The organism is Microbulbifer variabilis, assembly GCF_052467165.1.
Genome location: NZ_CP174301.1, coordinates 572,322 through 595,778, shown reverse-complemented (window position 1 = coordinate 595,778; position 23,457 = coordinate 572,322). Strand labels below are relative to the sequence as shown.

Genomic DNA, 23,457 nt, shown 5'->3' with positions numbered 1-23,457 from the left:
ACCCGCAATATGGTGTTCATCCCGGTAGAATTCATCCAACTGGCTTTGGGGAATCTCACCCAGGCAAAAACTCTCTGAGGGGTCCACCAACATACGCCCCAGCATGGCCTCCCGACCAAGCAACATGCGATACCCCATACTGTCGCGATTAGTCAAGGTCAACTCGATATCCCAGACACTGCCCCCCACAGACATGGATGTGCGAATGACCGGGCGCTTCTCGCTTTCACCTGAGGAGCTCCGCACCAGGCGTTTATCCAGCAGGCGAGCCTCGCAACGCACAGAGGGGCGACGCTGGTGCTGCAATGGATGAGCCTCAAAACTTACCCAGGGTTCACCGTCGCGCTTAAAGGTATGGATGTTGTAAGCGTGCAGACAGGAAGTTTTCGCTCCAGAATCCACTCGCGCCTTAATCGCCGGAATGCCAAGTGCAGGAAATCCGCACCACTCCTCACTGCCGACAATCAGCTTCTTTTCCAATAGCAGTTCCTCAAAAGGGATTACAGGGTGGTCGACAGGGTGAAAACCCAACGGCCTTTAATAGCTTCGCCCACAAAAATGGCGGGCAAATGAAAATTACAAAATCATCTCGCGGCACCCCTGCAGGCACCAAAAATATCGGTTCAGGGTGAGATTAGTTCAGCCCCAACACATCGCGCATATCATAGTGTCCAGGTGCGCGCACACTGCCATCACCAGCCAGCCACAAAGCAGCCCGAACCGCGCCACGGGCAAAAGAGAGTCGGCTGCTTGCGCGGTGACTGATCTCAACCCGCTCCCCTTCAGCCAGGAACATCACAGAGTGCTCCCCAACTACGTCACCACCACGCACGGTGGCGAAGCCGATCGTATCGCGCTCACGGGCGCCAGTCTGGCCCTCGCGCCCATAGATCGCCACTTTTTCCAGGTCGCGGCCCAGGGTCTCGGCGACTACCTCTCCCATACTCAACGCAGTGCCCGAGGGCGCATCCACTTTGTGGCGGTGATGCGCTTCAACAATTTCTATGTCCGCATCCTCCCCCATTACCCGCGCAGCGGTCTCCAACAACTTGAAACACAGATTTACACCGGTGGAAAAGTTACTGGCCAGGCATAGAGGCACCTTCTCCGTATTGGCCAGCACCTGTTTTTTCTGCTCCGCATCAAAACCGGTAGTGCCAATGACAATGGGACGCCCATGGGCAGCACAATAGGCAGAGTTATCCACAGTTGCCTGCGGCGCAGTAAAGTCAATCAACACATCGAAGCCAGCCTTTTCCAGGCTATCCACAACGGCGATACCATTACGCCCGAGCCCTGCGACTTCGCCGGCATCAGCTCCCACCAGGCTGGAACCCGGGCGTACAATTGCGGCGCTTAATTCGGCATTATTCGCAAGCTGTAGCGCCTCTGCCAGCGCCCGCCCCATACGTCCGCCAAATCCTGTAACCGCTATCTTTACTGCCATTCCCACCGCTCCTGTGTGCACCCTTAAGGCCTGGGATTCTACCCTGCACCCTCAGTGGCGCATAGCGAAATAGACCCCCTTTAAATGAAGAAGAGTGCAGACAATAAAAGCTGCTACCAGGCAGCTAACACACCATGGAAATATCAATGGTAATCTTTATTCCCAAGAGAGAGTTTGCTGCCAAAACGCTCTTGACCACCGCTGCTAGTCTTTATGTGATGGGATAAATGGAGCGCCAATATGCGACTTATGATCCGATCTAACCACCTGCCGCATCTACTTGTGGTGGTTATTTCCCTGACCCTGGCTTTTGGCAGCATGCCGGGCTCAGCCCAGCAACAAGGTGCCAATGCGGATTTTTGGGAGAAATACGATGACATAACAGATTGGGTGACGCTGCGTCTGCAGCTCACCCCTGAACAGGAAAAAGTCGTCTTGCCCATCCTGCAGGAGAGTTTTGCGGAAAAAAAGGCAGTATTGGAAGCCTATAGCTTGTTGAGCGACAAAAAAATTGATTTAACCCCCAAACAACGTGGAGAGATCGGCGCACAAATGGCTGCCATCAGCGCTCAAACGCTGAAGGAATTAAAGGGAAAATTAAATCAGAAACAACTAAAGGAGGCGGGCAGAATTCAGCACGAATTCCTGCGTGAATTTGCTAACAGGTTACGGGTCCGGGCAGCCCAGGAGCGCTGACCCAGTAAAGATATTACTGGGTCATTCCAGTGCTCACTCAGCCAGCTCTAGCAACTGAGGGAGCCAAGTGGAAGATTAAAGCTTCATATCCCCAAAGAAGTTCTTCACACCTTCAAACCAACCGGTCTGACGCGGTGCATTTTTCTTTTCGCTCAGGGTATTGGCAAATTCCTGCAGCAATTCTTTCTGTTTGCCGGATAGGTTAACTGGAGTTTCCACTACAACCCGACACAGCAAATCACCGGTAGCGCCGCCGCGTACTGGAGTAACGCCTTTGCCACGCAGGCGGAACAGTTTGCCTGTCTGGCTCTCTGCCGGGATCTTCAGCTTCACCTTGCCATCCAGGGTTGGTACCTCCAGCTCACCGCCCAATGCAGCGGCGGCAAAACTGATCGGCACTTCGCAGTAGAGGTTCTTGCCATCACGCTGGAACAGTTCGTGCTCTTTTACCACCACTTGTACATAGAGATCACCGGAGGGACCACCATCGGGGCCTGCTTCACCCTCTCCGGACAGGCGGATACGATCACCGGTATCCACACCGGGGGGAACCTTCACAGATAGGGTTTTGGTTTCTTCTACGCGGCCACGACCGTGGCAGCTGCCACAGGGATCGGAAATGATAGTGCCACGACCGCGACAATTGGGGCAGGTTTGCTGTACAGAGAAGAAACCCTGCTGCATCCGCACCTGGCCAGCACCACCACAGGTGCCACAGGTTTGCGGCGAAGAGCCAGGCTTGGCACCAGAGCCGTGGCAGGTATCACAGGAAGCCAGGGTCGGCACCCGAATCTTGACTGTGGTGCCGCGCACCGCGTCCTCGAGGTCCAGCTCAAGATCGTAGCGCAAGTCGGAACCCCGCGCCGGGCCACCGCGACGGCCACCGCCGCCACCACCGAAAATATCGCCGAACACGTCGCCGAAGATATCGGAGAAGCCACCGAAACCGCCGGCGCCACCACCACCCATCTGGCCCTCTACACCAGCGTGGCCAAATTGGTCATAGGCAGCGCGCTTCTCTGAGTCCGACAGGATCTCGTAAGCTTCATTAGCTTCCTTGAATTTGTTTTCCGATTCCTTGTCATCAGGATTGCGGTCCGGGTGGAACTTCATCGCCACCCGGCGGTAAGCTTTCTTCAGCTCTGCATCTGAAGCGCCGCGCTCGACGCCCAGGACTTCGTAATAATCGCGTTTCGACATAAAACTATGTTCTCTGGTCCGGCATCAAGAACGGCCAAACTCTTTCTACTTCTCTGTCCCTAACCAAGCTCCGCGTTGCGGAGCACTGCCAAAATTAAGAAACATCACTTTTGGCAGTTATCTGAAACAACACAGGGCGCGGGGCCTATTAAGAAGGCGCCGCGCCCCTGAAGTTTTCCGGCAGCCACTGTATAAGCTGGTGCCGGAAATGCAAGCGAACGCTTACTTACCTTCTTTTTTGTCGTCCTTTACTTCTTCGAACTCGGCGTCAACAGCATCGTCGCCAGCGGAAGATTGCTGCTGCTCACCCTGCTGAGCGTCTGCACCAGCGGCACCTTCAGCGGCCTGGGCCTGCTCAGCGTACATCTTCTGTGCAACCGGACCAGAAGCTTCGGTCAGCTTGGTGGTGGCAGCTTCCATAGCAGCCTTGTCATTGCCTTTCACCGCCTCTTCCGCTTCAGTGATAGCTGCTTCGATTGCAGACTTCTCTTCAGCGGTGGCTTTGTCACCGGCTTCTTCCAGGGTCTTCTTGGTAGCAGAGATCAGACCGTCGAGGGTATTGCGGGTTTGCACCAGCTCCTCAAACTGCTTGTCCGCTTCGGCATTCGCCTCAGCGTCCTGAACCATCTTATCGATCTCGTCCTCGGAGAGACCGGAGGAAGCCTTGATCACGATGGACTGCTCTTTACCAGTCGCCTTGTCTTTCGCGTGTACGTGCAGGATACCGTTGGCATCGATATCGAAGGTCACTTCGATCTGGGGTACACCGCGGGGGGACGGCGGAATATCAGCCAGGTCAAAACGACCCAGGGATTTGTTCTGGGAAGCCTGCTTGCGCTCACCCTGTACCACGTGAATGGTTACCGCAGTCTGGTTGTCTTCCGCAGTGGAGAAAACCTGGGACTTCTTGGTGGGGATAGTGGTGTTTTTGTCGATCAGCGGAGTTGCAACGCCACCCATGGTTTCGATACCCAGGGTCAGTGGCGTTACGTCCAGCAGCAGTACGTCCTTTACGTCTCCAGACAGTACGGCGCCCTGGATGGCAGCACCCATAGCAACAGCTTCGTCAGGGTTAACGTCTTTACGCGGCTCTTTGCCGAAGAAATCGGTGACTTTCTGCTGTACCAGCGGCATGCGGGTCTGGCCACCAACCAGGATCACTTCGTCTACGCCTGAAGCGGACAGGTCCGCATCTTGCAGAGCGATTTTTACCGGCTCCAGGGAACGGGCTACCAGGTCTTCTACCAGGCTTTCCAGCTTGGCGCGAGTCAGCTTAACCACCAGGTGCTTGGGACCGGTGGCATCTGCAGTGATGTACGGCAGGTTCACTTCGGTCTGCTGGCTGGAGGACAGCTCAATCTTGGCTTTTTCCGCAGCTTCTTTCAGACGCTGCATGGCCAGGGGGTCGCCTTTCAGGTCGATACCCTGGTCTTTCTTGAACTCTTCCGCGAGGTAGTCGATCAGGCGCAGGTCAAAGTCTTCACCGCCGAGGAAGGTGTCACCGTTGGTGGACAGTACTTCGAACTGCTTCTCACCGTCGACGTCTGCAATTTCGATAATGGAGATATCGAAGGTACCACCACCCAGGTCGTATACCGCTACAGTGCGATCGCCACCCTGCTTGTCCAAGCCATAGGCCAGGGCTGCCGCAGTCGGCTCGTTAATGATGCGCTTAACGTCCAGGCCCGCGATACGGCCGGCATCTTTGGTTGCCTGGCGCTGGGAGTCATTAAAGTAAGCAGGTACGGTAATTACCGCAGCTTCTACTTTTTCGCCGAGGAAATCTTCCGCGGTTTTTTTCATTTTCTTCAGGACTTCGGCAGAAATCTGCGGCGGAGCTTTTTTATCGCCTTTCACTTCTACCCAAGCGTCGCCATTGTCAGCTTCGGTGATGGTATAGGGGACCATCTTGATATCTTTCTGTACAACGTCGTCTTTAAACTTGCGGCCGATCAGACGCTTAACCGCAAACAGAGTATTCTGGGGATTGGTCACCGCCTGACGCTTGGCGGACTGGCCCACCAGAATTTCGTTGTCGTCAGTGAAGGCAACAATAGAAGGCGTAGTACGATCGCCTTCGGCGTTCTCGATTACACGCGCCTTGTCACCATCCAGTACCGCTACACAGCTGTTAGTGGTACCCAGGTCGATGCCGATAATTTTTCCCATCTGTAAAATCCTCATTTGATGCGCGCCGCCAGCTCTGTTCTGTATGCAACGCGCGAATAATTCCTGATGTCAGCTATATTGGTGCCGGCCAGCGAAATTCAAGGCCGTTCCACTCATTTGCCGTTACGGGGCCTTACTAACCACAACCATGGCCGGGCGAACCAAACGACCGTTGAGGCGATAGCCTTTTTGAAACACCTCTAGAACCGTATTCGGCTCCACCTCCCCGTTGGGTACCTGGGTCATTGCCTGGTGCAACTCCGGGTCAAACGGCTCGCCAGCCGGATCAACTACTTCCACAGAATTTTTCGTCAGGGTATCGACGAAAGACTTGTGGGTAAGCTCAATACCTTCCACCAATGCCTTATTGGATTCATCAGCGTTATCGATGGTGGAAAGTGCCCGTTCCAGGTTGTCCACAACCGGTAACAAATCCTGCAACAATTTCTCTACAGCAAACTTGCGTGCACGATCGATATCCTGCTGGGCGCGGCGGCGGGCATTCTGCTCCTCCGCCTGGGCGCGCAGGGCGATATCCTTCTGCACAACCAGCTGTTCCTGCAGCTTGATAATTTCATCGTGCAGCGCATCGGCACTTTCGGCTTCTTCGTGCAAAGCCTCTTCAGCCTGCTGGCGCTCCGCTGTCGAGGGGTCTTCTATCTCCGCGGAAACCGCCTCGTCTGTAGCTGTTCTGTGCTCGTCCGCCAGCGCTTCCGGCTGCACTCCCTCTGTGATCTGATCTTCTTCGCTGCGCTCTCTGGCCACTGCTTTCTCCGTCGCGTCGACTCTGTCAGTAATGAGTTGGGGCCCGTCCCGCGGGCTCTGGTGGCTATATGGGGCCATCCCCGTACAGTTCAAGTGGTTTTTTACGCTAGCGCACAGTGACAGGGGAATCTGCGCTTGACGCTATAGCTAACCCAAGGTGAATACTGTATAAATAACCACTAATTGGGCATTCATACCCATCCATATAAAAGGATACAGAAGCGATCTCTATATGTTGCTGCACTTGTCTATCAGCCAATTCACCCTGGTGGACCAACTGGAGTTGGAGTTCGGTCCCGGTACCAGCACCCTCACTGGCGAGACCGGCGCGGGCAAATCCATCACTCTGGACGCATTAGGGCTCGCCCTGGGTGGTCGCGGCAGTGCCGAACTGGTGCGCACTGGGGCCAATCGCGCCGATATTAGTGCCACTTTTGATATCTCCGAGCACCCAGCAGCGGGCCCATGGCTCAAATCCCAGGAGTTGGATGCAGGACAGGAAGTTATCCTGCGCCGCACTATCGGCGCAGACGGACGCTCGCGGGCCTATATCAATGGCCAACCGGTTACCCTACTGCAATTGCGCGCCCTGGGTGAGCAGCTGATCGACATTCACAGCCAGCACGAACATCAATCTTTACTGAAAAAGGACACTCACCGTCGCCTGCTGGACGAGTTTGCCCAAGCCCAGGAGCTGGCTGCTGAAACCCGCAGCCGCTACAAGACCTGGCAAGATCAATACCGCCGCTACCGCACCCTGGCCAACAGTGTTGAAGAGGCCGAGGCACGGCGCCACCTGTTGCAGTACCAGCTCAAAGAGATTGAGCAACTGGACTTGAGTGAGGGAGAAGTGGAAGCCCTGGAGAGTGAGCAGCGCCAGTTGGCCAATGCCGGTGAAATCCTAAGCGGCAGCTACCAGCTGGCCGCCCTTCTGTCCGGCGGCGAAGGCGATATCGCCGAGCAAATTCACCGCGCCCTGCAGCTGCTATCGGCCATGCCCGAGCAGGCACCGGCACTGGTGGAAGTGGCGCAAATGCTCGACAGCGCTCGCATCCAGGTGGATGAGGCTGCCGGCACCCTGTCTCGGCATATCGACCGCTTTGAAATGGACCCCGAGCGCCTGTCAGAAGTGGAGGAACGCCTCAGCGCTATTTACCAGGCAGCGCGCAAACACCGTGTACAACCCAAAGAACTGCCATCCCTGCAGCAACAGCTGCAAGAAGAACTGGACGATATAGGCTCCGCAGACGCCCTGGAGCGACTCGCAGCGGAATGTGAAAAACTGGAGCAGCAATTCCGCAAAACTGCAGGCAAGTTGAGCAAACTGCGGGCAAAGGCTGCCACAGCGCTTGCCCACGCAGTGAATCAACAACTGGGCGATCTGGCCATGCCCCATGCAAAGGTCGAACTGGCCCTGCAAACCCTGGACAAGCCCTGCAGCCATGGGCTCGAGGAGGTGGAAATCCTGATCTCCACCAATCCCGGCCAGCCCCCTCGGGCACTGGGTAAAATTGCCTCCGGCGGTGAACTTTCGCGAGTCAGCCTCGCGATCCAAGTGGTAACAGCACAGACTTCACGCACCCCCACACTGGTCTTCGATGAAGTGGATGTGGGCATCGGCGGTGCCACAGGTGATGTTGTGGGGCGCCTGCTACGCCAGCTGGGTGAGACCCGCAATGGCCGCACAGGCCAGGTAATCTGCGTTACCCACCTGGCACAGGTGGCAGCCAGGGCCCATCGCCAGTACCTGGTGGAAAAACACAGTGATGGTGAGCGGGCCTTTGTGGCTCTGCGCGAACTGCTAAACGGCGAGCGCCGCGAGGAAATCGCACGAATGCTCGGCGGTGCTCCCAGCACCCAATCCCTGGCCCACGCAGAAGAGATGCTCTCCAGGACCCACTAATGCAAGGCTGAGCCAAGCAGGTTCTACTTACCTGTTTGGCTGCCACCCCAGAACAGCCTGACCGCACAGACAGATAGGGGCATCCAAAATCCGACTGTTGAGCAATGAAATCCCGCAGATCAATAAATAACCGCCATACAATCGGGCAAAATAGCCTGCTTGCCGGTGAGATATGCCGTTTTAGGACAAATTGACCAAATATGACTGGGTATGGCGGCAGAAGTCACCATATACTCAGCCGCTTGTTTAACTTTGTTTGAGTAGTATCGGCCGAGTTTATGCAGAGAACGATTTTTAACACCCCCATTGTCACGCCCCTGCTGCGCCAGGTAGCCAAACTGCTCCTGAAATTGCACGGCTGGCGCGTTAATGGCGACCAGCAGTCACTTAAGCTGAAAAAGTACGTATTGATTGGGGCTCCCCACACCACCAACTGGGACGGCTACTACTTTATTCTCGCCGCGCTCAAACTGAAGATGACCCCGCAGTGGATGGGCAAGGACAAACTGTTCAAGTTTCCCCTCGGCGGACCTATGCGCTGGTTTGGCGGTATCGCCGTAGATCGCAGCAAAGCCAATAACCTGGTGGATGCCACTGTTCGCCAGTTCAAACTGCGCAAAGAACTGGTCATCGCTATCCCACCCGAAGGGACACGCGCCGTAGCCGAGCGCTGGAAGTCTGGCTTTTACCATATTGCGCGCAGCGCCAAGGTGCCACTGGTATTGGGCTTTATCAATTTCTCTAAGAAAGAAGTGGGTATTGGCCCGATTGCCCAATTAGGGGAAAACCTGGAAGCCGAATTGGCCAAGTTGAGGGAGTTTTATGCGGACAAGATCGGCAAATTCCCGGAACTCTACACGCCGCCCTGCCAGCCACAGCAATAAGCAGGCAAGGGAATGGGTGCGGCGAAGGCCGCACCTGAAATAACCTACTTTTCTTTCGCTTTCACATAAAGCACCAGACTGTGGCCTGTTAGCTCATAGCCGTGCTCTTCGGCGATCTGGCGCTGCAGCTCTTCGATTTCCTCATTGTGGAATTCGATTACCTTACCGGTATCGGTACACACCATATGATCGTGGTGATCACCGCGATCCAGCTCAAATACAGAGTGGCCGCCATCAAAATTGTGGCGCACAACCAGGCCAGCGCTCTCAAACTGGGTCAAAACCCGGTAAACAGTAGCCAGGCCGACATCCTCACCCGCTTCCAACAGTAGCTTGTAGACATCTTCTGCACTCAGATGCTGCTCACTGGTGCTCTCCAGCAACTGTAGAATCTTAACCCGCGGCAGAGTGACCTTGAGGCCCGCTTTGCGCAATTCCTGGTTTTCGTTCGACATGAATAAATTTTTCCCGACAGGATTTTATGGATTGTCTTTACTTGTAACAGCCCGCTGCAGAGATCTATACCCGTATAAGACCTCAGAGTTCCGTCTGTCAGCGAACCAACTCTTCGGGTATTATCCCATGCCCTACGGAGTTAGCGGAACCCCGATCACTTCGACAGGGGCAAATCGCGCAAGCGGGGGAACTTTCCTCCTCTCACGGAGCCTATTTCGGTTAACCGTATAAAATTTGTGCGAGAGGTGCCGTGTGAAAGAACATCATAATGGAGCAATGAATGCCGTCTAGCCTGAGATTTATCGCCATCGCCAGTCTATGCGCCTTATTAGGTGCCTGCACACTGGTTAAGTTTCCCGGCGTACACCGCATCGAAATTCAACAGGGTAATATCATCACCCAGGAAATGGTGGACCAACTCAAGCCGGGCATGACCCGCCGCCAAGTGCAGTTTGTTCTGGGCACACCGCTTCTGGAGGACACCTACAACCCCAACCGCTGGGACTACGTCAATCGCATACGCGATAAGAAGGGCCAGTATACCCAGAAGCGCTTTAGCGTTTATTTTGATGAGGACTCACTGGTTTCTACCAGCGGCGACTGGAAGCCGGCGGGCTGGCCCTGAGTTCAGGACCCCTCCGCATCCTTCTTTTTCTCAGCCAGACGCTTGGCCTTCTCGGCGCGCTGTTTGCGCGCCTCTTTCGGATCTGCAATGAGCGGCCGATATACCTCTACCCTGTCCCCTGGCTGCAATTCATAGCTTTCCGCAGGCGGTAGCCCCTTACTGCCGAGGGGCTGGGCAAATATCCCCATCTTGGCGCTGTCCGGATCTACCTCCGGATACTCATCTGGAATTCCCGAGCGAATCAAAGCTTCCCGCGCGGTAGTTCCCTGCTTTACCAATAGGCGCATCAGGCGTTGCTCGTGAGGCAGTGCATAAACCACCTCCACCGAAATCATCTTTTCTTCTGTCATTGGGGTTTCCCGTAAATCACTTCGGCACGCTCACACATTACTGCCACCATCTGGTTGGCCAGATCACTGAAAAGCTTGCCGGCAGCGGCGGCGATCAAACGGCTTTTCAGGGAAAATGCCAGGGTGAAAGTCACCTTGCAGGCATTTTCAGAAAGCGGGGAAAATTGCCACTGGCCGGTAAATGATTCAAAGGGACCATCCACCAGTGTCAGGGTCATACTTTGGGGTCGATCCAGTTTATTGCGGGTAACAAAGCTCTGGCGTATACCCGCGCGCGACAATTCCAGCCGCGCCTCCAATGTCTGTTCATCGCTATGCAAAACCTCCGCCCCGCGACACCCCGGTAAAAACTGCGGGTAACTGGCCACATCATTGACCAGGTCAAACATTTGTTCTGCGCTGTACATCACCAACGCGCTGCGTTCAATTTCAGTCATTCCTGCTGCCTAAGCCAGTCCTTCGGGCACAATCGCCCAGGATCGTCGTCTGGCCGCTAATTTTGCCAGCCAGCGCTACTCAAGCAAGACAATTCCTGTAACAATCGCGTTTTTTGCCATCGGGACACCCCCAGTCTCGCTGGAATAACAAAAACGAAAGCTGTATCCGATAAAAAATAATAGCGAGAGTACTATGACCGCCGTGAGAGAGCATTTTGGGTCAAGGCTGGGCTTTATCCTGGCCGCTGCGGGTTCCGCAGTTGGAATTGGTAATTTGGTGGCATTTCCAGTGGCGGCCACCAAGAGCGGGGGTGGTGCCTTCCTGCTGGTTTACGCTCTCTTCGTTTTCCTGATCTGCCTGCCGGTTATGATGGCTGAACTTGCTATAGGGCGCCGCTCCGACAAAGACCCTGTCGGCGCCTACCGTCAACTCTCCAATGGCTCAAATCTGTGGCGTATTCCCGGATGGCTGGCCCTCGCTACACCTTTTATGATCGCGGTTTTCTATTTAGTGGTTACCGTGTGGGTACTCGGTTACTTAATTGAAACCGTCACCGGCAACCTGGCCACACTGGCAACACCAGATTTCTTTATTCACTTTATTAACACCCCTCAGGTATTTATTTACCTGGTGGTACTGATGCTGATCATCAATGCCATTCTCGCTATGGGGGTTAAAGACGGTATTGAACGCGCAGCAAAAACCCTGATGCCGATGCTGTTCGTTATGCTGCTGGGCCTGGTAATTTTTGTATTGACCCTGGATAACGCCATCCTTGGAGTGAAGTACTACCTGGTACCGGATTTCAGCAAGATCGACGGCAACGTGGTGAGTAAAGCCATGGCCCAGGCTTTCTTCTCGCTGTCCCTGGGTATGGGCATCATGATTACCTACGGCTCTTATATGAAAAAGCGGGACTCCATCCCCGGCTCTTCCCGTGCGGTAGCCATTACTGACACCCTGGTTGCATTTACTGCAGGCCTGCTGATCCTGCCGAGCATCTTCCACTTTAACCCGCAGATTGATCCCTCTGAATTGAGCGAGTCTTCCGCAGGCATGATCTTCCTGTTCCTGCCGAAGATCTTCCTCGCACTGCAGGACAGCATCGGCTATTTCGGCGCAAGTGCCGTAGCTGCGATCTTCTTCTTCCTGGTTCTGGTAGCGGCAATCACTTCCCTGGTTTCCATTATTGAAGTACCCATTGCCACCCTGCGCGACGAGCGCAATATGGAGCGTCAAAAGGCCATTTACGTTGTCGCCGGAATACAGTTTGTACTGGCCATCGCTTGCGCCGTTTCCTTTGGCATGGTCAACTGGCTCACTGAATTTGTACAGTTGGCCGGCGTCAACAAGTCCTTCTTCGATTTAGTGGAGATCATTTTCTACGACACCATCCTGCCCCTGAACGGCCTGCTGGTATGTCTGTTCGTGATCTACAAGTGGAAGAAAGCCAACTTTGACAAGGAGCTTCAGGAAGGCGATGCGGCCTTCGCCGGCTCCTTCTCACAAAAATACATAAACTTCTCCCTGGGCACCTTTATCCCACTGATACTGCTGTTGATCTTTATCAACACCGTGGCCCTGAAGTTTTTTGGACACAGTTTTATCTAGTCATTAGAAGTTTTCATGGCCAAGAAAAAGAAAGCGCAAACATCCAATACCATCGCCCTCAACAAGAAGGCCCGTCACGACTACTTCATTGAAGAGAAGTTTGAGGCGGGCGTTGAGATGCAGGGCTGGGAAGTGAAAAGCTGTCGTGAGGGCAAGGCCCAGCTCACCGACAGCTATGTCATTTTCAAAAATGGCGAAGCCTGGCTGCTGGGTTCCAATATCCAGCCGCTGCCCAGTGCCTCCACCCACTATGTCACCGAGCCCGACCGCACCCGTCGCCTGCTGCTCACCAAACGCGAGCTATCCAAGCTGATTGCCGCTGTGGAGCAAAAGGGACACACCGTGGTGGCCACCGCCCTGTATTGGAAAGGTCATCTGGTCAAATGCGAAGTTTGCCTGGCCAAAGGTAAGGCTATGCATGACAAACGCGAAACCGAGAAAAAGCGCGATTGGAACCGCGAAAAGCAACGCCTGATGCGCGCGACGCACAAGTAGTGCACAGAGACAAATAAAAGAATAATTACGGGATTTATCATGAGTGCACCGCGAGGACAGTTCAGCTCGAATATTGGCTTTTTGATGGCCGCGGCGGGGTCCGCCGTGGGCCTCGGCAATATTTGGGGCTTCCCCACCAAAGCCGCCAGTAACGGCGGCGCCGCCTTTGTGGTGGCCTACCTGTTTTTGGCCTTTGCCCTCGCCTACCCGGCACTGATGGCCGAACTCACCATTGGCCGTTACGCACGGCGCAATATGGTACAGGCACTACGCGCTATCTCCACTGGTCCTGTGAGCCGCTTTTTCGGCAGCCTTACCGGCTTTGGCGGTATCCTGGTGGCCTCCCTGATTCTTAGCTTCTACGCCATTGTGGCCGGCTGGATGGTGGCACATCTGGCCGAGCCTTTTGCAGCCCTGTTTGGTGCCCAGGAAGCCGCACAGTGGCTCACTGAAAACAGTACCCAGCGCAATCTGATCTTTACCGCAATTTTCAGTGGCCTCACCATGTTGATTATTGCCAGCGGTGTTGAGAAAGGTATCGAGCGCTGGTCCACCCTGCTGATGCCCTCCCTGATCATCCTGTTGCTACTTTTGATCGCCTATGTACTCACCCAGCCCGGCGCCTTTACCGGCCTGGAGGTGTACCTGATGCCGGACTTCAGTCACTTCACCCCGAAGCTGCTGATTTCCGCCATGGGCCAGGCTTTCTTCTCTCTGTCTCTGGGTGTAGGCACCATGCTGATCTATGGCTCTTACCTGAGCCAGCAGGAGAGCCTGCCGCGCCTCGGTGCCCTGGTCACCCTGATTGATGTTGGTATCGCCTTCACCGCCGGCCTGCTGATCCTGCCCGCCATGTATGTAGCCCAGGAAGCCGGCACCCAGATCTTCGCCGCTGACGGCGCCCTGATTGCCGGGCCCAACCTGATCCTGCAGGTACTGCCAGCACTGTTCGATACCATGGGCGAAGCAGGTGTATTCGTAGCCATTGCCTTCTTTGCCCTGATGGTGATTGCCTCCCTCACCTCCTCCATCTCTATGCTGGAAGTGCCGGTGGCTTTCTCGATTGAGAACCTGGGGATTCCACGCCGTATCGCCACTCCAGCGGTAGGCCTGGTCATATTCGCCATCAGCAGCACCATTATTTACAACTTCGACACCCTGTTTGGACTGGCAGTCAGTATCAGTACTGAATACGGACAGCCCCTGCTTGGTATCGCCCTGTGTATCTTTGCAGGCTGGATCTGGCGCCGTGACCAGCTACTGGGTGAGCTGAAAAAAGGCCATGAGGATATTGAACACACCCTGTTCTGGAAGATCTGGCCCTGGTATGTGCGCATCGTATGCCCACTGTTGATCCTGGTAGCCTTCGCCCAGTCAATTATGTAATCACTCCGCATACCTGCCCCGGCCGCAGCCAGCCGGGGCTACCCTCCACTTTCCTAACACCGCACCAAAACACACCCAAACAGCCAGCAAAACATCTAGCACGTAAAAACTTATTGCTGAGGCCAAGTTTGAGGTATACTTAGATGACACACGAGAGTGTTTCTTATCGGGGATGACTTGGATTCGACGCCGGTTACGAAACCTTGGGTGCATGCCGAGATGGCAGCGAATCTCGTAAATCCAAAGCTGTATTTTATTAGTTGCCAACGACGACAACTACGGTGCCCAACTCGCTGCGTAAGCAGCTTGTGAAGCGCTAACTAAGGGTTCGTCCCTTAGCAGTCTTCAGCAAGGTTCCAGTATCGCGCTGTAGACTGTTATACAGAACTGGATCGCCGCAAGCCATACCCGTGGGTAAGCGGTTAAACAACTTTCGGGATCGCCCTATACGTCCTGACCGCCGGGCTGTAATGGGTTAAATCAATAGACGGAGCTAAGCATGTAGAGCCTCTGGCAGAGTGCTGACGGACGCGGGTTCGACTCCCGCCATCTCCACCAAATCGCTGTCTCAGACAGCCCACGAAAGCCCCGCAAACCTAGAGTTTCCGGGGTTTTTGCTTATCTGGACCATCCCAGTTAATCTAAGCTAACCCGTCCAAATCCAGCCTCAAGTGGACGGGTTATTGGACGGGTTGATAGCAGTGCCACCGTCCAACCCGTCCAAAATCCATGGAAGGTGAGCTATGCCGCTGTCTGACACCAAAGTCCGCGCCCTCAAGCCACGCGAGAAGAAGTACATCGAGTCCGATGAAAAAGGACTGGCTGAGAAGTGACCCCGACCGGGGCCAAGCGCTGGGTATTCCGTTTCCGCCTTCACGGCAAACGCCCGGAGACGGCACTAGGGTTCTCCCCAGATATGAGCCCAAAATATGCCCGCGAATTTCGCGATGAAGCCCGACAGCGTGTTGCCGAAGGTATCGACCCTCGCGATATAAAACATGCCCGTAAGAAATCCGCCTAGAAAACCAGCCGCAACATCCTCACACTATAGCGAGACTTAAAACCCTATCTGAGTTAATGCCCCATTTCCGAGATAAGCCCACCTGAAGTTTGCCATCTGCTAACTGCCATAGACGAATACCATGGCACCCCCGTAGTAAAAGCAGCCCTAAAACTATCTTCCCCTCCTATTCTGACAAGAAGCCATCATTATCTTTCACGCCTAATGTGGGTACAAAAAGCTTCATCCCGGCGATTCCTTACCCAGTTTTTTTTAGGGAGTATTATGACAAGTGATTAGCCAAACGCTTCGAAAGGTAATGCGGATATAATCCAGTATCGATTTATCTATCTACCAGAGGCAAATAGAGGAAAATGATTATGTGATTTTATAGTGTGCAATCAAGATAATTGACACCAAGGTACCGTTCATAAACTCAAATACTTAAGCTTTGTATGTGGCTATAGACAATAAATCCAGCCCTTTTTATGGACTCAAAAACTACTCCCATGCAAAGAAGTACTTTCCTGACTTACCATTACGATAAAAATTAACTAGTCGGCCCTAAAAAATGCCGTGAAGTCTTGTAACACTATGGTGATGTAGATATACCATATGGTACTGACCTCCTTGACCAACTTGATCCGTCAGATCCACTACTATTACTCTCAAAAGTAATCCCCTGAATAGATTTTGATCGCACTTTTGGACACTTTTATTCTGACAAAAAAGGACACCCGAGCATTCCCATTCACCTCCTCATCAGTCTACTTATACTCAAGCATTGGAACATTTGAGTGACGGGAATGCTGTACTTCAATGGTAACGAACCCGCCACTATCAGTCCTTCTGTAGTTTAATATCTTTCCAGAATAAAGCCCCCTGCCCCATAGAATGGGTGCATTTTCGCAGCCGCATTGGCGAGTTCATTGTTGAAAAAAATTTCAAGATGTCGGTGCAACTCCATGCCAATCTTATTGAAGATAAAACCGTAAATATCGATACTAAAGTACAAGAGAAATTTATTTATTACTTACCCATCGGATGGTAAGCTCGCGATCAAATTTATTAACCGCCTTAATAAACTTGCTAAACACAACGGTACTCAGCAGCACCTAGCCTATGCCAAGGAAGAAAAAGAAATGCGACTTAAACTGCGTTTCTTTCACCATGTCAAGAAGCGTTCCAACGCAAAAAGAATTAGCAAAATGGTTGCGTACCATAACGGGCATTTTTTGCAGGAATTGAAAAGAAAATTACCTAAAAGTCTTTTACATCTGTCAGGGTGATTTTGCGCTGCGTGAGTGTATCTTGAAACAATATAAAATGATAAAGATAAAATCTACAGCTTACACGAACCGCAAGTGTATTGTGTTGACAAGGGTAAAGATCATAAGCCATATGAGTATGGCAGCAAAGCTTCTATTGTCTCTACCGCGAAAGACGGCATTATTCTAATCGCTATGAATCACCACGAAAAAATTCACGATAGCAAGACCTTAGATGAAGTGATTAGCAAGGCTTATGAAGTCAGAGAATCCAAGATTGAAGGGGCCATATGGGATCGGGTCTATCGCGGGAAAGAAGATGGTCGAAGGTGCGAAAATAATTTTCGCCCAAACCTGCTTTGAAAAGGGATGATCGCTACCAGCGAGAAAAGAATCGGAAAAAATGTCGGCGTCGAGCGGCAATTGAGCCGTTAATTGGACACCTGAAATCTGATTTTCTTCTGTCAAGAAACTTCCTTAAAGGCACCGTGGGTGATGCGATCAGCCTTTTCAAGGCCGCATGCGTCTGGAATTTAAAAAAATGAATAGTTAAGGCTCTGGAAGCTTTTTATTTCGACCTAAAAAAAGCGCTTTCATCAATATTTTTAGCCTCAAATCCACACTCATTAACAATATGGCTCTTTTACTTACGCCTTGAAAGCTGAGTTTGGTACGAATTATCCCGTAATCCCACGCTGCCCGGTACTGGGGGTGGGTGTTTGTTTTTTTCAGGATCAACTACTTAAATAGGGGGTTTACTATGCGCGTAAAACCGATTCCGCAGTATCTAGCAGCGACCGTCTTGGTTACGTTACTGCAATCCGCGACGGCCGATCCGGGTGAAAAAGCTTCAGAGTCTCGTTCTCTGCAGTTGAGCGTGTCCCGCGAAGGTGCGTCTCAGTCGGAGCCCAACAGGCAAGCCTGGCCGGAGGTGGTCAGATATCGTGCAGATGAAGAGGTGCGTATTATCATCGAACTGCACGGGCCTTCGGCTGCGGAGCAGGCTGGCTTTCGTGCATCGGGCGCTATCGGCACACGGCGGGATATGCGCGCTTTCGTCGCCCGGCAGCAAGAGTTGGGCCTGCGCCAGCGGCAAATGGTCGCCAAACTTCAACAGCGCAAACTGATCACGAGCCACAACCACCGCTTTACTCGTGCAGTAAACGCCATCAGCGCAACCGCCAGGGTGGATCAGCTGCCCGCTATCGCCGCAATGCCGGAGGTACGCGCGGTAACGCGGGACCGGCAGGTACGCGCTTTTCAGGCCGGCAGTCTGCAACAAGTACGCGCGCCGGAAGTGTGGGCAATACGCGATGCGCAGGACAGAGCCGTGGAGGGACAAGGGACCAGCATCGCCATTATCGATACCGGTATCGATTACACACACGAAGACCTGGGCGGCTGTTTCGGCAACGGCTGCCGCGTGGTCGGCGGCTACGATTTCGTGAACGACGATAGCGATCCCATGGACGACGACTCTCACGGCACCATGGTAGCAGGGGTGGCCGCGGCGGTAGCGCCTGCTGCCAAGCTCTACGCCTACAAGGTACTGAACAACTATGGCTTTGGCAGCGAAAGCAACATCATCGCCGCCATTGAGGCCGCACTGGACCCGGACGGAAACCCGCAAACGGATGATGCGGTGGACGTGATCAATCTGAGCCTGGGCGGCGCGGGTGGCAACAACTCGGTTCTATCCGTCGCCGCCAATAATGCCATGCGCGCCGGTGTCGTGGTGGTCGCCGCCGCCGGCAACGACGGCCCCTTTCTCAACTCCATTGGCAGCCCCGGTTCCGCGGAGGAAATTGTCACCGTAGGTGCGGTAGATGGGGCGGGCAACCTGGCGGACTTCAGTTCCCGGGGCATGTTCGGTACCAGCCTGGACCTAAGCAGCAACAGCGTCAAGCCGGAGATGCTCGCGCCGGGCGTGGATATCACCAGTGCCAACCTGGGCGGCGGATTCCAAACTGGATCCGGTACTTCATTTGCCGCGCCCCATGTGGCAGGCGCCGCGGCGCTGCTGCGCCAGTTGCATCCGGAACTGACCAGCGCCGAAATCAAGGCGCTGCTGGTCAACCGCGCCTCGCAGGTGGACGGCAAACTGGCCGAGGTGGGCAACGGGCAGTTGGATGCCTTCGCGGCGGCGAGCGCTCGTTTTCTGGTCAGCCCGCCAACTCTCTATGCAGGGCACTTTGGACAGGGCGCTCACAGCCAGAGATCCCTGCAGGTGGCGGTTAAAAACCTGAGCGCTCCTGCCGAATTCACAGTTGCTACCGGGGGTACTTTCCCCGCCGGCGCCGGCTTGGATCCTTCCGCCGACCAGTTCGATTTGGAAGTGGGTGCAAGCAGAGCCGAGCTCGTCGACCTGAATGTCGATCACAGTCGGGTGCCCTACCTCGAACCACTTTACCTCGCCTACGATTCGGCGCTTGAATATTTGTCCGGCGAAGAGCGGGTGCGCCTGCCGGTGGCCTTCCATCGCGCGGAGATACTGGCCATGCGTGAATCCGAGGCGCCGGGGGGATTCTGGTCCTATTACGCATTGGTGTTCAATGAGAGCTGGTCTGCCAGGGGGAGCCTCTTCGATTTCGAAAGTACTGAACCGGTCCTGCATATGGCGGTGCGTGACGAGCCGATCAATATTCTGTTCGGTACGGACGTCTTTGCTGATGGAGAGCGGTATAACGTCTGGCAAGCGTTTGAAAACCGGCACGGGTCCGATGGTGAACTAGTAGTGCCTGCAAGAGTTCGGGGGGCTGGCATTCCCCCTCTGCAAACAGAAAGCGGCAAGACGCTCCAATTTGTGGAACAGTCACTTGAGGTGACCCACCCCGAAATTCACGGGTCGGCCTTGATCCAGAGGTACGGTGGGGATATGCCGACGACAACCCTGCGCAACCTGTCTGATAACTTTCATGTCAACTATATGGGTCTGGCGGAAGATGGGGACGCGCACCCGCAAGACCGCAAGCTGTATATGGTTAAGCACAGCCAACAGGGCATGTCTGAAGATCTGCACTTCGATCTCAGTAATTCCGGCAGTACGCAATTACTGATCGGTAATTCGTTCTGGAATCGGGAGGGCTATACCGTGGGTTACGGGCTCAATACGTACGATGCCGATATCAACATTTGGTCGAACCCAATCGAGTTGACCCACAAATCGTCCCTGCTTACCCTGCATGGGCAAGAGGAGGATATCGCTGCTTGGCCCACATTTTTGAGTTTGTATGTCCCCATAGGGGAAGATCAGACCACGGCGGCCCACAGTAACGAAATTTCCGTCGGCCGCACGGTCTACCGCAAGCTGCGACCTAGCGATAAGGACTTCACTACCCCCGAGGTAATACTGGAGCGGTCCAGCGGAATCATGCTTATGGGTCAGGGCCCCAGGTATTTTGCTGGGGGCCTGCGCAATGACGGCGGCAATCACCGCTTACTTCCCAGCCACATCGGCAGTATTTCTTCGAGCTGGATAATGGACAGCTGGGGCAACGGCTATAGACCGGAGTCGAAATACCGCGCCCTGTGCCTGCCCGGCGATAGTGAATTGAGCAGCAGCGACTTTATTCAAGAATACTTGTTCTTCGCCGACAGCGAATGCACCTTGGTGCAGGTGGATTTCGAGTACACCACGTCTCTCGGTGAAGATGAATACACCTCCAGCGCCCGGGTGCAACTCAACAATCTGGACGGTGCCGCCGCGCCGCGTATCGCTATGCTGGAACTGCTGGATGACGGCGTGATTTCGCACTATGCGCGCCGCAACGCCAAGCTGTTTTTGTCCCTCGAAAGCCAGTTGCCGCTCGACTCTGTGACCACCGAGCTGGCGCTGGGTGGGGGTGACTGGTTGCCGCTGGAAACCGCACCGGTAGACGGTCGCTACGTTGCCCAGCTGCCCGAAGTGTCGGAATCCGCCGTCGCCGATCTGCGCATTGTCGCCACAGACAGTGCCGGCAACAGTATGCAGAACACGATTCGCGGCGCCTTCGTGCTGGGCTTGAATGCGGCAACGGTAGTGGATACCGATAATGACGGCACGGTGGACAGCGAAGATGCCCAGCCCTTTAACCCCCGGTTCCAGCAGGCACCAAGTTCAGGTGTGAAGTTTAATTCAGGTACTGCGGGCGATCGCGAGGCGAGCCCCGGCGAGGAGGATGTGGTGGTGCAGGTATTAAGCCTGGAGACGGACGTGGAGTCGGAACTCAACACCCTGACCTTACAGGCATCCGGCAGCGGGGACGATGGATTGGATATCGCCCGGGCAAAACTCTACCTGGACAACAACAATAACGGAAACCTGGATGAGGGCGACACCATACTTGCCAGCAGTAGGTTTCAAGCAGATGACGGCGAACTGACTTTCCAACTCGACCTGCCGGGACCGCTGGCGCTGGAGCCCGGCGAGAGCCATTTCATCGTCACTTACGATTTTGTGCAGTGAAGGAGCGCAAACTGATGAACGGGAAAAACTTCATACTTAAATCTGCGGTCCCCGCTCTGCTGTTATTAGCTCTGAGTGCTTGTGGCGGCGGTAGCGGCAGTTCGGGTAGCCCCAGCAGCACAGACGGTTCTAGCAGTTCTAGCGGTTCCGGTGGTTCTGACGGTTCCGGTGGTTCTGACGGTTCCGGCGGTTCTGACGGTTCCGGCGGTTCTGACGGTTCCGGTGGTTCTGACGGTTCCGGCGGTTCTGACGGTTCCGGCGGTTCCGAATCTAAAACCTTCTCCAGCAGTATTACCGCCGTGAATATTAGCCGAAAGGACAGCGGTGATTTGCTGCCGGTATCTGGATTGCCTGCGGAAGGAGCAGAAATTACACTGAGCGAATGAATTACTTTTGGGTATAGGGAGCCTAAAAGCCCTTTTTGCTACCTACGAGTAAACGCCAACTGTAGCGTTCCACTTTGGATTCTGTCGCAAACTTTGCGACAGAATCCAACAATAGTCACCCTAAGAGCCGTCCCTGGGCTTTGCACAAAAATATCTTCAGTTGCTTAGAGTTTCGCAATCTTTTCCTCATAGGTGGGGCAACCCCCAACTATTAAACTCTCTTCCCCCTTTCCAGGTAGCGGTCTTCCGCTGGTATTCCCCCTCCTCACAGGTAGTTAGTACCCCACAACCAAGGGGTTATTATTTCGTCAAACTCAAGTAGAAGTTTTATCAAAGAAGGGCTTACCCTAATGTTGACACCTATAAAGGTTTTATTCGCGTCAGAACGGGGGCTTGGATACCCTAACTATTGAGCCAGGCCAACTCTCAGGAACATCAGCCTGTTAGTATCCTATACAGCACACACCAGCACAAAAAAAGCCATCAGTTCCCGTAGTTCGCTCTATAGGAAAGATTTATTGACGGGTTACCAAGTGCACGAAATATTTAATATAGCTTTATCAAAAAGTTAAGAGATATTTTCAGCCGCCATCTCCTCCAAATCGAAAAAGGCAATCCGGGACAGTTGACTTTTTTATTGCTTGTCCGTGATATATTCAGAAAAAATTACCCTTCCTCGCTCAGCCATTGAGGAAGCACACACGGGCTTAGCCGCAGGCGGTATTCCCATTGGTAGTATATTAGCCCGTGATGGTGAAATTATTGGCAGAGGCCACAATCAGCGCATCCAACAGGATAGTGTTATCAAGCATGCTGAAATGGACGCGCTGGAAAAGACTGGAAGATTACGAGCGATCGAGTATCAAGAATGCACGCTTTATACGACTCTTTCGCCCTGCCCAATGTGCAGCGGAGCCATACGTCTATACGGTATTAGGAATATTGTTATCGGTGAAAACAAAACCTTTCAAGGAGATGAACTATTACTCAGATCTGAAGGTATAAGCCTAACTATCCCAAATAATTCTGATTGCATTAATCTTATGTATGAATTTATCCAGCAGCACCCTGAGATCTGGCATGAAGATATTGGCAGGTAAAAGCGGCTGGTCAAAAGTCGAAACTAAATTTCCTTCCGAATATTACAAAGAGTAATTCACGAGCACTGTAGATTATTACTTAATAGGCGAGAAAAATCAAAGGAAGGTCTAGCCAGGCACCAAATATACCAAACCCACAATTTCACTTTTCAACCAGTTCATTTTTCAAAATATTATCAATCACTGTTAATAACTGTGGAAATTTTCTAAATCCATCTGAAGCCAAAAAATGTCCCGAATCAGGAATCGACACAATTGTTGCCTGGAGCTGATCAGCCAACTCTTCTGTCAAATAAAATGGGACTATGGAGTCTTGTGGAGAACCAATCACAATTATCTTGCCCGCCGCCAATATCAATTTACTAAAATCTAAATCCGTTTGAGTAAAACCATCAAGCTGCGGCAGATTTGGAATATTAGAAATAAAACCTGACACGAGTACAAGCCCAGCAATATGCTTCTCTTTTTTGAGAGAATTAAGATAGTTCAGTGTTGCAATGCAGCCAAGACTATGTGCGACAACGATACTATTACTGTCGATCTTACCTAACTTATCTGAAAGGGTCTCCTGCCACTCTTCGGGGTTCGGAACCGATGGATTTGGTAGCGACAAAACTTCAGTAGTGATACCACGATCTTGAAGCTCATTTCTAAGCCAGGGAAACCAGTGATCATCTGGTGAACTCATATACCCATGAACAACTGTAATATTTAAATCCCTAACAATTGGGCCTGAGTGCACATAAGTAGATACTGAGATTAATATTGTGACAATCGTGATCCGAGAAAATAAGAACACTGAAAGACTTTTAAAACAGTTAAATTTCATTGAAT

At 53.2% G+C, this 23,457-nt stretch carries 20 protein-coding genes, 1 other RNA gene and 1 pseudogene; 12 read left to right on the top strand and 10 right to left on the bottom strand.

Features of this window, described 5'->3' with window-relative positions:
- Positions 1–78 precede the first annotated feature (78 nt).
- Positions 79–480 (bottom strand): annotated as a pseudogene (locus tag ACJJIP_RS02605) (ATP-dependent zinc protease family protein); the annotation flags it as partial.
- A gap of 154 nt (positions 481–634) precedes the next feature.
- Complete coding sequence (gene dapB, locus ACJJIP_RS02600) at positions 635–1,447, bottom strand: 4-hydroxy-tetrahydrodipicolinate reductase (RefSeq protein WP_020414633.1); 813 nt, start codon at positions 1,445–1,447, stop codon at positions 635–637.
- A gap of 240 nt (positions 1,448–1,687) precedes the next feature.
- On the opposite strand from dapB, the gene ACJJIP_RS02595 reads away from it, so the two are divergent.
- On the top strand, positions 1,688–2,143 hold the full coding sequence (locus tag ACJJIP_RS02595) for a hypothetical protein (RefSeq protein WP_020414632.1): 456 nt from the start codon (positions 1,688–1,690) through the stop codon (positions 2,141–2,143).
- Between the two features lie 75 nt (positions 2,144–2,218).
- Here the strand turns inward: ACJJIP_RS02595 and dnaJ are convergent, their stop codons facing one another.
- The 3 genes from dnaJ to grpE all read right to left on the bottom strand — a co-directional run bounded on the left by dnaJ (position 2,219) and on the right by grpE (position 6,277).
- On the bottom strand, positions 2,219–3,343 hold the full coding sequence (dnaJ, locus tag ACJJIP_RS02590) for a molecular chaperone DnaJ (protein ID WP_020414631.1): 1,125 nt from the start codon (positions 3,341–3,343) through the stop codon (positions 2,219–2,221).
- Positions 3,344–3,565: 222 nt separating this feature from the next.
- Positions 3,566–5,512, bottom strand: a complete 1,947-nt coding sequence (gene dnaK, locus ACJJIP_RS02585) for a molecular chaperone DnaK (protein ID WP_026305240.1) — start codon at positions 5,510–5,512, stop codon at positions 3,566–3,568.
- Between the two features lie 123 nt (positions 5,513–5,635).
- Positions 5,636–6,277 (bottom strand): nucleotide exchange factor GrpE, encoded by a 642-nt coding sequence (gene grpE, locus ACJJIP_RS02580; protein WP_020414629.1) that lies wholly within the window; start codon positions 6,275–6,277, stop codon positions 5,636–5,638.
- 232 nt (positions 6,278–6,509) lie between these two features.
- On the opposite strand from grpE, the gene recN reads away from it, so the two are divergent.
- Both recN and ACJJIP_RS02570 read left to right on the top strand, forming a co-directional pair.
- Positions 6,510–8,180 carry a DNA repair protein RecN gene (gene recN, locus ACJJIP_RS02575; protein WP_444946173.1) on the top strand — a complete coding sequence of 557 codons (1,671 nt, stop codon included), beginning with the start codon at positions 6,510–6,512 and terminating at the stop codon, positions 8,178–8,180.
- Between the two features lie 278 nt (positions 8,181–8,458).
- Positions 8,459–9,064, top strand: a complete 606-nt coding sequence (locus ACJJIP_RS02570) for a 1-acyl-sn-glycerol-3-phosphate acyltransferase (RefSeq protein WP_020414627.1) — start codon at positions 8,459–8,461, stop codon at positions 9,062–9,064.
- Between the two features lie 44 nt (positions 9,065–9,108).
- Here ACJJIP_RS02570 and fur read toward each other — a convergent pair whose 3' ends face one another.
- A complete protein-coding gene (gene fur / locus ACJJIP_RS02565; protein ID WP_020414626.1) occupies positions 9,109–9,519 on the bottom strand; it encodes a ferric iron uptake transcriptional regulator in 411 nt (136 codons plus the stop codon).
- A gap of 281 nt (positions 9,520–9,800) precedes the next feature.
- Here fur and ACJJIP_RS02560 point away from each other — a divergent pair, with 281 nt between their 5' ends.
- The gene (locus tag ACJJIP_RS02560; protein WP_020414625.1) at positions 9,801–10,145 is read left to right on the top strand and encodes an outer membrane protein assembly factor BamE; all 345 of its coding nucleotides are present in this window, start codon (positions 9,801–9,803) and stop codon (positions 10,143–10,145) included.
- Between the two features lie 2 nt (positions 10,146–10,147).
- Here ACJJIP_RS02560 and ACJJIP_RS02555 read toward each other — a convergent pair whose 3' ends face one another.
- On the bottom strand, positions 10,148–10,495 hold the full coding sequence (locus tag ACJJIP_RS02555) for an RnfH family protein (RefSeq protein WP_020414624.1): 348 nt from the start codon (positions 10,493–10,495) through the stop codon (positions 10,148–10,150).
- Positions 10,492–10,932 (bottom strand): type II toxin-antitoxin system RatA family toxin, encoded by a 441-nt coding sequence (locus ACJJIP_RS02550; RefSeq protein ID WP_020414623.1) that lies wholly within the window; start codon positions 10,930–10,932, stop codon positions 10,492–10,494. The genes ACJJIP_RS02555 and ACJJIP_RS02550 overlap by 4 nt, the downstream gene beginning before the upstream one ends.
- 193 nt (positions 10,933–11,125) lie before the next feature.
- On the opposite strand from ACJJIP_RS02550, the gene ACJJIP_RS02545 reads away from it, so the two are divergent.
- The 5 genes from ACJJIP_RS02545 (at position 11,126) to ACJJIP_RS02525 (ending at position 15,446) form a co-directional block, all read left to right on the top strand.
- Positions 11,126–12,544 carry a sodium-dependent transporter gene (locus ACJJIP_RS02545; protein WP_020414622.1) on the top strand — a complete coding sequence of 473 codons (1,419 nt, stop codon included), beginning with the start codon at positions 11,126–11,128 and terminating at the stop codon, positions 12,542–12,544.
- Between the two features lie 15 nt (positions 12,545–12,559).
- Positions 12,560–13,039: an SsrA-binding protein SmpB gene (gene smpB / locus ACJJIP_RS02540; RefSeq protein WP_020414621.1), complete on the top strand. Its 480-nt coding sequence runs from the start codon at positions 12,560–12,562 to the stop codon at positions 13,037–13,039.
- Positions 13,040–13,078: 39 nt separating this feature from the next.
- Positions 13,079–14,425: a sodium-dependent transporter gene (locus ACJJIP_RS02535; RefSeq protein ID WP_282952477.1), complete on the top strand. Its 1,347-nt coding sequence runs from the start codon at positions 13,079–13,081 to the stop codon at positions 14,423–14,425.
- Positions 14,426–14,593: 168 nt separating this feature from the next.
- Positions 14,594–14,983: a transfer-messenger RNA gene (gene ssrA, locus ACJJIP_RS02530) on the top strand.
- Between the two features lie 271 nt (positions 14,984–15,254).
- On the top strand, positions 15,255–15,446 hold the full coding sequence (locus ACJJIP_RS02525; RefSeq protein WP_353375702.1) for an Arm DNA-binding domain-containing protein: 192 nt from the start codon (positions 15,255–15,257) through the stop codon (positions 15,444–15,446).
- A gap of 1,478 nt (positions 15,447–16,924) precedes the next feature.
- Here the strand turns inward: ACJJIP_RS02525 and ACJJIP_RS02520 are convergent.
- Positions 16,925–17,161: a hypothetical protein gene (locus ACJJIP_RS02520; RefSeq protein WP_444946172.1), complete on the bottom strand. Its 237-nt coding sequence runs from the start codon at positions 17,159–17,161 to the stop codon at positions 16,925–16,927.
- Positions 17,162–17,453: 292 nt separating this feature from the next.
- Here ACJJIP_RS02520 and ACJJIP_RS02515 point away from each other — a divergent pair, with 292 nt between their 5' ends.
- The 3 genes from ACJJIP_RS02515 (at position 17,454) to ACJJIP_RS02505 (ending at position 22,623) form a co-directional block, all read left to right on the top strand.
- Positions 17,454–21,137, top strand: a complete 3,684-nt coding sequence (locus ACJJIP_RS02515; RefSeq protein ID WP_444946171.1) for a S8 family peptidase — start codon at positions 17,454–17,456, stop codon at positions 21,135–21,137.
- Positions 21,138–21,151: 14 nt separating this feature from the next.
- Positions 21,152–21,523 (top strand): hypothetical protein, encoded by a 372-nt coding sequence (locus ACJJIP_RS02510; RefSeq protein WP_444946170.1) that lies wholly within the window; start codon positions 21,152–21,154, stop codon positions 21,521–21,523.
- Positions 21,524–22,170: 647 nt separating this feature from the next.
- Complete coding sequence (locus ACJJIP_RS02505; protein WP_444946169.1) at positions 22,171–22,623, top strand: nucleoside deaminase; 453 nt, start codon at positions 22,171–22,173, stop codon at positions 22,621–22,623.
- 142 nt (positions 22,624–22,765) lie between these two features.
- Here the strand turns inward: ACJJIP_RS02505 and ACJJIP_RS02500 are convergent, their stop codons facing one another.
- On the bottom strand, positions 22,766–23,452 hold the full coding sequence (locus ACJJIP_RS02500) for an RBBP9/YdeN family alpha/beta hydrolase (RefSeq protein ID WP_444946168.1): 687 nt from the start codon (positions 23,450–23,452) through the stop codon (positions 22,766–22,768).
- Between the last annotated feature and the right edge of the window lie 5 nt (positions 23,453–23,457).